Genomic DNA, 6,502 nt, shown 5'->3' with positions numbered 1-6,502 from the left:
ATCCCTACTACACAAACTTCTTGACGCTACCCGTGCTGCGTTGGGATAAGACCCTGGCAGGGTCTTATCGGGCGAAAGCGGAGTAATATTAGTCATTATAAGACCCTGAGAGGGTCTTATTTGCTTAGGTTGGGCTGGAAATGTAAGTGATGCGGGAGTACGGCGTTGGGATAAGACCCTGGCAGGGTCTTATTTGGCGAAAACGAGTAATATTAGTCATTATAAGACCCTGAGAGGGTCTTATTGCTTATGTTGGCGGGAAGTGTGAGTGTTGCGGGCGGTGCGGTGGCTATGCTTAACGATGCGCCGCATCGTGAAGGCAGCTGGGAGGCGGGAAAGCTGGCCGCGTTTACGAAAGAAGGCACGGGGTATAACGAAATCCCCCGCTTTCAAAATGGTATCTCATGCAAGATTACCAGCTTGCCGCGGGGGACTCAAAATGGCTATAAAAAGATAATTCCGGCTGCTCCCGCCGCCGCGATCACGGTTAACGGGTGCAGCTTGTATTTGAACAAAAGCCATAGGCAGCCTGCGCAGATCAGCAGCGTAAACCCGGTCGTCCAGGTGTAGCTGCCCGGCTTGTCGAAGCCGCCGAAATGAAGCGCCGCATAAAAAATTAATCCGGTAACGACGGGCCGCAGGCCGTAAAAGAGGGATTTCATCGTCTTGTTATTCCGAAGCTTAAAGAAGAAGGCCGACAACACGATTACGACGAGCAGCGACGGGAGGACAATTCCCACGCAGGCAGCAATGGCGCCGGCTATTCCCGCTGTATCGTAGCCGATTAACGTTACGGCATTAGTGGCGATTGGCCCCGGCGCCATGCCGGCAAGGGAAACGGCCTTCTGAAATTCGGCGGTTGTCATCCATCCGTGCGAGATCACCTTGCTTTGTATCATCGGAATAACGGAATAACCGCCGCCAAACGAGATAAATCCAATTTTGAAGAAAGTCAGGAATAAGTCCCAGATCATACGTAACTCTCCCTTGCGCTTGTCAAATATAATACTCCGGATACATCAGCTCTTGGCTGCTGGAGGATGGCTTTTCCGTATTGGCTTGTTTGCCCGTTTTCTCCTTGACCCGAACCATGCCGATACCAACCAGGATGCCTGCTGCTACGATATATAGCGGAGTAAGCGGAAGCGCGAGCAGAATGAGAAGCGCAAGGACCAGCATGACTAACGTTGTCTTGTCAAAGATAGCGGCTTTGGCCATTCGGTACGCGGACATTGCGATCAGTGCCACAACCGCGCCGTGAACCCCCTTCAGGGCAGCCACAACCTTGGGATTGTCTTGAAACTTCAGATAAAAAAGGCTAAGCGTGATGATAATAATAAAGGTTGGCAATGTTACGCCAATAACCGCAATAGCGGCTCCCGGTATGCCGGCTTTCCGGTACCCGATGAAGGCTGCGGCATTGACGCCAACGCCGCCCGGAGCGGATCCGGCTAGCGATACGACATCAGCAAGTTCTTTCTCGGCAATCCAATTGCGCTTATTAACGACCTCACGTTCAATGACGGGCATCATGGCATAACCGCCGCCAAAGGTGGAAGGACCGATCCGTACAAATACCCAGAATAACTGTGCCAAAAAATAGAGTCGTTCTTTCCAGTTTGTCTGCATATAAACTCTCTCCTTTTGACTCTTACATAGCTATTATAGCAACTTAAATTCATTTTGAATTAAAGTTTGGACAATTTGGATTATAAGAAATGTTTATACCGATAAAAACGAGTGAATAACCCTTTGTACTTTGTTTAGTTTTGTTCAAAATTGAATAAAGTGGAGAGAACCAATCGGCATAGCCCCTATTCTTGATCTGGGGTATAATTGCAGGTAGCAACGACAATCTACCCGGAAAGGATGAAACGATGAGTCATTCTCTGCGTTCCGTCCCCTCGCATAAACAGCTTATTTACGATTACATCGCTAATCTTGGACCAATTGCAAAAGCGGAGCTGCTTGAAGCCCATGATATTACGAGCAGCACAATGACCCGTCTATTGGACGATATGGCCAAGGAAGGGCTTATTCTCGTTACCGGATTAGGTCCGTCGAAGGGCGGCAGAAAACCGCTTCTCTATCAGATTAATCCCGATTACGGATATATATTTGGCCTCGAAATCTCCAGGTTCACTTCGACCCTTGGTTTATTTGACATGAATATGAATCAGAAGTCCGTTGTCCGGTGGCGGATGGACGAGACGATGACGCCAGAGCGTCTGGTTGCCCATACGGTCGGTATGATGCTTGCTTTTATGAAGGATCATGCCCTCTCGCAGAGCCGTATTCTGGGGCTGGGGATCGGGGCGGTAGGACCGCTTGACCGCAGCAGCGGGGTTATTATTAATCCTCAGTATTTTCCGGCTAAGGGCTGGGAACAGGTTCCGATCTGCGCGATGTTCGAGAAGGCCGCGGGGCTGCCGACCTTGCTTGAGAATGGAGCTAATACGGCTCTGGTTGGAGAGCATTGGTCTATGAGGCAAGATAACGTGGAGCATGCGTTGTACGTCTCCGCGGGGATCAGCTTGCGATCGGCCATGATGTCCCATGGACAAATCGTGTACGGAAAGGTAGACATGGAGGGTTCCATCGGGCAAATGATTATCGATGTGGATGGCCCTAGGCTGGAGGAATCCGGCAACTACGGCTCCCTCGAAACCTTTGCTTCGGTTCAAGCGCTGGAAAGACAGGTGCGGACGAGGCTGAAGGTTGGAGGCGGCTTATTATTAAATAACGTTGCACCGGAAAAAGTAAACCTGGACACGATTACGGAGGGACTAAACGCCGGCGATCCTTTTATACGGGAGATATTCCGGCAATCCGCCTCTTATTTCGGAGTAGGGCTGGCGAATCTGATCAATACGTTCCACCCGGAGCTGATTATTCTAGGCGGGGCTCTGATTAGCGCCAATCCCATGTATTATCGGGTAGCGACAGAGGTAGCGGTTAAGAAGACGTATTACGGCGAAGCGTATATCCCGCAATTTTCGATGGGCCGATTAAAGGAAGACGCGGTTGTGACGGGTGCCGCATTAATGGTAAGAAGCCGCATGAAATTATAAGCAAATACCCAAGCCATTCCATACTTACCTACTTATAATAAATAAGCGGTTAAGTATGCTTGGGGAGGGGAAGCGCGTGAAAATGTATAGCCGGGGCAAAAAAGAATCCGCACCGCTGCTGATGTACCTGCCTCAGAAGCAGTCGGGTTTTCTAAGCCCCCCTAGTCGCATAGAACAGACAGTGAAACCAAAGAAACAGCAGAAAAAAGCGGTGAAGCCAAGCGTTCCGAAGACAACGGCAGCCGCTGCCGTACCCGTAACTCCGCAACAACGCTACAAACAACCGGCAAGGAAGTTACGGAAAAGGAAATTGCAGGAGCTGCCGCAATGGCTGGATATGCTTGACGATGAGACCGGGCAAGAACCGGATTACGAAGCCGAAGAGCTGCTTGAGACCGAGCTTATAGAAGATCCAGATCCTTCCATTACTCCACCTTCGGCCGAAGTCCAGGTCTCGCAACTGGCTGCAGCGGCTCCAACGCCAACTCCTGCTCCAACACCGGTCCCAGTACCAACTCCAACAGCAGCTCAAACGCCAGCCCCAGTGCCAACTCCAACAGCAGCTCAATCCCCAGCTCCAACAGTAGCTCCAACACTAACTCCAATGCCGGCTCCCGCTGAGGACAAAACTCCGGCAGCAATGAGGAACAATCAGCTGTTTGTCTCTTTGTCAGAGAAGGGACAGATCCTGGTTATCGACGGGGAGACGGATACCGTCGCCGATATGATTCCGTTGCCGACTGCCGGCTCCGTTAAGGGGATAGCTCTTAACCCGGTGACGAACCGGATTTATGCAATTAACAGCGGCAAGCATCAGCTTATAGTACTGGATGGGAGCACGAAGGAAGCGGTAGCCGTTGTACCGGTAAGCCCGTTTCCGTCGCTCGCAGCCGTCAACGTGAAGACCAACCGGGTCTATATTGCAAGCTCGCTTCTTAATACCGTGGATGTTCTGGATGGGGAAGCCAACCATCTTATCGATTCCGTTGGCGTAGGCAACATTCCTGCCGGAATCGTTATTAATGCCGATACGAATCGGATTTACGTAGCAAACGGCAGCCCGGATCATGATATTTCCGTTATAGACGGATACACCCATACAAGGCTGTTCCCGGATATTCCTGTCGGACATGAGCCGGGCCTTGCGGGTATTCACGAGGACGCGAATCTCATCTATGTGCCGAATTTCTTAAGCGATAGCTTGAGCGTTATTTATGGCGGGACCAACACGGTCTTGAAAACAATAACGGAAGGGATCGGCAAAAATCCTTATGCGGCCGGAGTAGATACCTTCGCCAATCTGGTGTACGTCTCGAATTCCGGAAGCGATACCGTCTCGGTTATTGATGCATCCAAACACAAGGTTATTGAGACTATTCCGGTAGGAAGCTGTCCGAAGGCGGTGGCCGTTCATACAAAGACCAACCGGATCTATGTAGCGGTAAGCGACGGGATAACCGTCATTGACGGAGAGACCTTTGAGGTGACGAACAAGATTGATACAGACGCCAGCCCTAGCGGTATGGCTCTTCATGAATAATAGCGAAAGCCGGGGCACACTCCAAATGGAGTATGCCCCGGCTTTTCTCATACCTTTGCTTACCTAGTTGCCGTCGTTTTATAGACCTCGCGGATCGCGTCTTCCACGTTAGGCTCTTTGACGCTAATATCCTGAATCGGAAGCTTCTGCGAGAGGGCGGCGATAAGCTCCGAAGCGGAGATGCTTTCCTTTTCGAACTGGTACCAGATTTTCAGCCCTTCCTGCTTGATAACGGTGGCATGCGGAGTGATGAGATCGTCGGCCGGCTCGTGAAGCTCCACAACCAGCAAGCGGTGAGGAGTAAGCTTATGGATGATGGAGCCGATAGGACCGTCCTCTACGAGCTTGCCGTTATTAACGACAATAATTCTGCTGCAGAGCTGCTCTACGTCATCGAGATCGTGAGTGGTCAGAATAACGGTAACGCCGCGGGTACGGTTAATCTCCTTAATGAAGTTGCGGATCGCAAGCTTGGCGTCGGCATCCAGCCCAATCGTAGGCTCGTCGAGGAACAAGACCGACGGCGAATGCAGCATGGCCGCCGCGATATCGCCGCGCATGCGCTGGCCAAGCGACAGCTGGCGCACCGGCGTATTGATGAATTCCTGCAGCTTCAGCACGTCGGTTAAAATGGCGAGATTGTCGTCGTAGGCTTGTTGATCAATCTGGTAAATCCGGCGCAGCAGCTCAAATGATTCCCCGAGACGCAAATCCCAATACAGCTGCGTGCGCTGCCCGAATACAACGCCAAGCTTGCGGACGACGGCCTTCCGGTCGGCTTGCGGAGAGATGCCGCATACCTTGATGGAGCCCGAGGTCGGATGGAGGATGCCGGTCAGCATTTTGATGGTGGTGCTTTTGCCTGCGCCGTTTGGTCCGATATAGCCGACAATCTCGCCTGGCGCGATGGAGAAGCTGATGCCGTTTACGCCGTTAAATTTCGTTTTTTTCGGGAAGAGAAGACTTTTGATCGAGCCGCGAAGCCCGCTTTCTTTTTTTACGATTATATATTCTTTCACGAGATCCTTAACCTCAATAACGGTTTCCATTCCAGTCAGATCCCCCTATGGTTTAAGAGCCTGCGCTCTCGTAATTTCTCATGCCGAATTTAAAGATGCCGCCCGCAATCAGGAAGCAGATCACGCCCACGAGCGGTGTCCACAGCGCAAAGCTTAGCGGGAGATCGAGGCCGCCGCTGTCCGCATTCAGAAATTCCGCGGCAGGATAGAAGCTGATGAAGCCGATTGGGATGATAAAGGTGAATAACGCCTGCAGGAAGTACGGGTACATGCTAAGCGGATACATGGTTGCGCGCTCGAGCATCGTCAGGGCGAAGCCAACCATGGAGCCGTTGCGCTTGGTCCAGAATGCGATCGTTCCAAGACTGGTGAACAACGCGGCACGGATCAGAATACCGCCGATCAGCACGAGAATCAGCTTGCCGATGTTCGCGAGCGTCCAGTCAAAGCCGGCGATATCGGCCCCATAGAGGAAGATGATAACGCCCGGTATGCAATCGATTAACCCGATAAAATTCACGTAGCTCGCAACGAGCTGGAAGAAAACGTTCATCGGCCTAAGCAGAAGACGGTCGAAGCCGCCGTTGATGACCATATGGTCGATACTCCACGTATTAATGAAGAAGACGACAAAGATGCCGTGGCTGATCAGGCCAAGTCCATACAAAAAGGTAAGCTGCGGGAAATCCCAGCCGTTAAGCGCCTGGAAGCGGTCGACGATAATCTTGAGCATCCAGATGCCGGAGAAGTATTGAATCGGAATCATGAGGAGCCAACTGAACAGGAACAGCGGATACTCCAGCTGCCGCTGCACGGCGAGACGCGCCCAGCAGGAAGCGACGGAAACATAATGCTTGATCGTAGATACCATA

The 6,502-nt window shown here is 51.6% G+C and carries 6 protein-coding genes; 2 read left to right on the top strand and 4 right to left on the bottom strand.

Annotated elements, in window-relative coordinates; genetic code table 11:
* Window positions 1-443: 443 nt before the first annotated feature.
* Both CFI03_RS29605 and CFI03_RS29600 read right to left on the bottom strand, forming a co-directional pair.
* Entirely contained in the window at window positions 444-974 is a 531-nt protein-coding gene (locus tag CFI03_RS29605) for a chromate transporter (RefSeq protein ID WP_116394477.1), read from the bottom strand.
* A gap of 22 nt (window positions 975-996) precedes the next feature.
* The gene (locus tag CFI03_RS29600; RefSeq protein ID WP_116394476.1) at window positions 997-1,629 is read right to left on the bottom strand and encodes a chromate transporter; all 633 of its coding nucleotides are present in this window, start codon (window positions 1,627-1,629) and stop codon (window positions 997-999) included.
* A gap of 248 nt (window positions 1,630-1,877) precedes the next feature.
* On the opposite strand from CFI03_RS29600, the gene CFI03_RS29595 reads away from it, so the two are divergent.
* Window positions 1,878-3,071, top strand: a complete 1,194-nt coding sequence (locus CFI03_RS29595) for an ROK family transcriptional regulator (RefSeq protein WP_116394475.1) — start codon at window positions 1,878-1,880, stop codon at window positions 3,069-3,071.
* Between the two features lie 82 nt (window positions 3,072-3,153).
* A complete protein-coding gene (locus CFI03_RS29590) occupies window positions 3,154-4,611 on the top strand; it encodes a YncE family protein (RefSeq protein WP_283094754.1) in 1,458 nt (485 codons plus the stop codon).
* Between the two features lie 59 nt (window positions 4,612-4,670).
* Here CFI03_RS29590 and CFI03_RS29585 read toward each other — a convergent pair whose 3' ends face one another.
* The gene (locus CFI03_RS29585; protein ID WP_116394473.1) at window positions 4,671-5,660 is read right to left on the bottom strand and encodes an ABC transporter ATP-binding protein; all 990 of its coding nucleotides are present in this window, start codon (window positions 5,658-5,660) and stop codon (window positions 4,671-4,673) included.
* A gap of 22 nt (window positions 5,661-5,682) precedes the next feature.
* Window positions 5,683-6,501, bottom strand: coding sequence for an ABC transporter permease (locus CFI03_RS29580; RefSeq protein WP_116394472.1), 819 nt, complete (start codon window positions 6,499-6,501; stop codon window positions 5,683-5,685).
* Between the last annotated feature and the right edge of the window lies 1 nt (window position 6,502).

The sequence above is a fragment of the Paenibacillus sp. ATY16 genome, from assembly GCF_003399985.2.
Taxonomy (GTDB): Bacteria; Bacillota; Bacilli; order Paenibacillales; family Paenibacillaceae; genus Pristimantibacillus; species Pristimantibacillus glycanilyticus.
The sequence above is the reverse complement of the archived record's forward strand: the minus strand, read 5'-3'. Positions and strand labels throughout refer to the sequence as shown.

Coding starts and splice junctions, on each gene's coding strand:
- CFI03_RS29595 (WP_116394475.1), top strand. CDS start 1,878: ATGAGTCATTCTCTGCGTTCCGTCCCCTCGCATAAACAGCTTATTTAC.
- CFI03_RS29605 (WP_116394477.1), bottom strand. CDS start 974: ATGATCTGGGACTTATTCCTGACTTTCTTCAAAATTGGATTTATCTCG.
- CFI03_RS29580 (WP_116394472.1), bottom strand. CDS start 6,501: ATGGTATCTACGATCAAGCATTATGTTTCCGTCGCTTCCTGCTGGGCG.
- CFI03_RS29585 (WP_116394473.1), bottom strand. CDS start 5,660: ATGGAAACCGTTATTGAGGTTAAGGATCTCGTGAAAGAATATATAATC.
- CFI03_RS29590 (WP_283094754.1), top strand. CDS start 3,154: ATGTATAGCCGGGGCAAAAAAGAATCCGCACCGCTGCTGATGTACCTG.
- CFI03_RS29600 (WP_116394476.1), bottom strand. CDS start 1,629: ATGCAGACAAACTGGAAAGAACGACTCTATTTTTTGGCACAGTTATTC.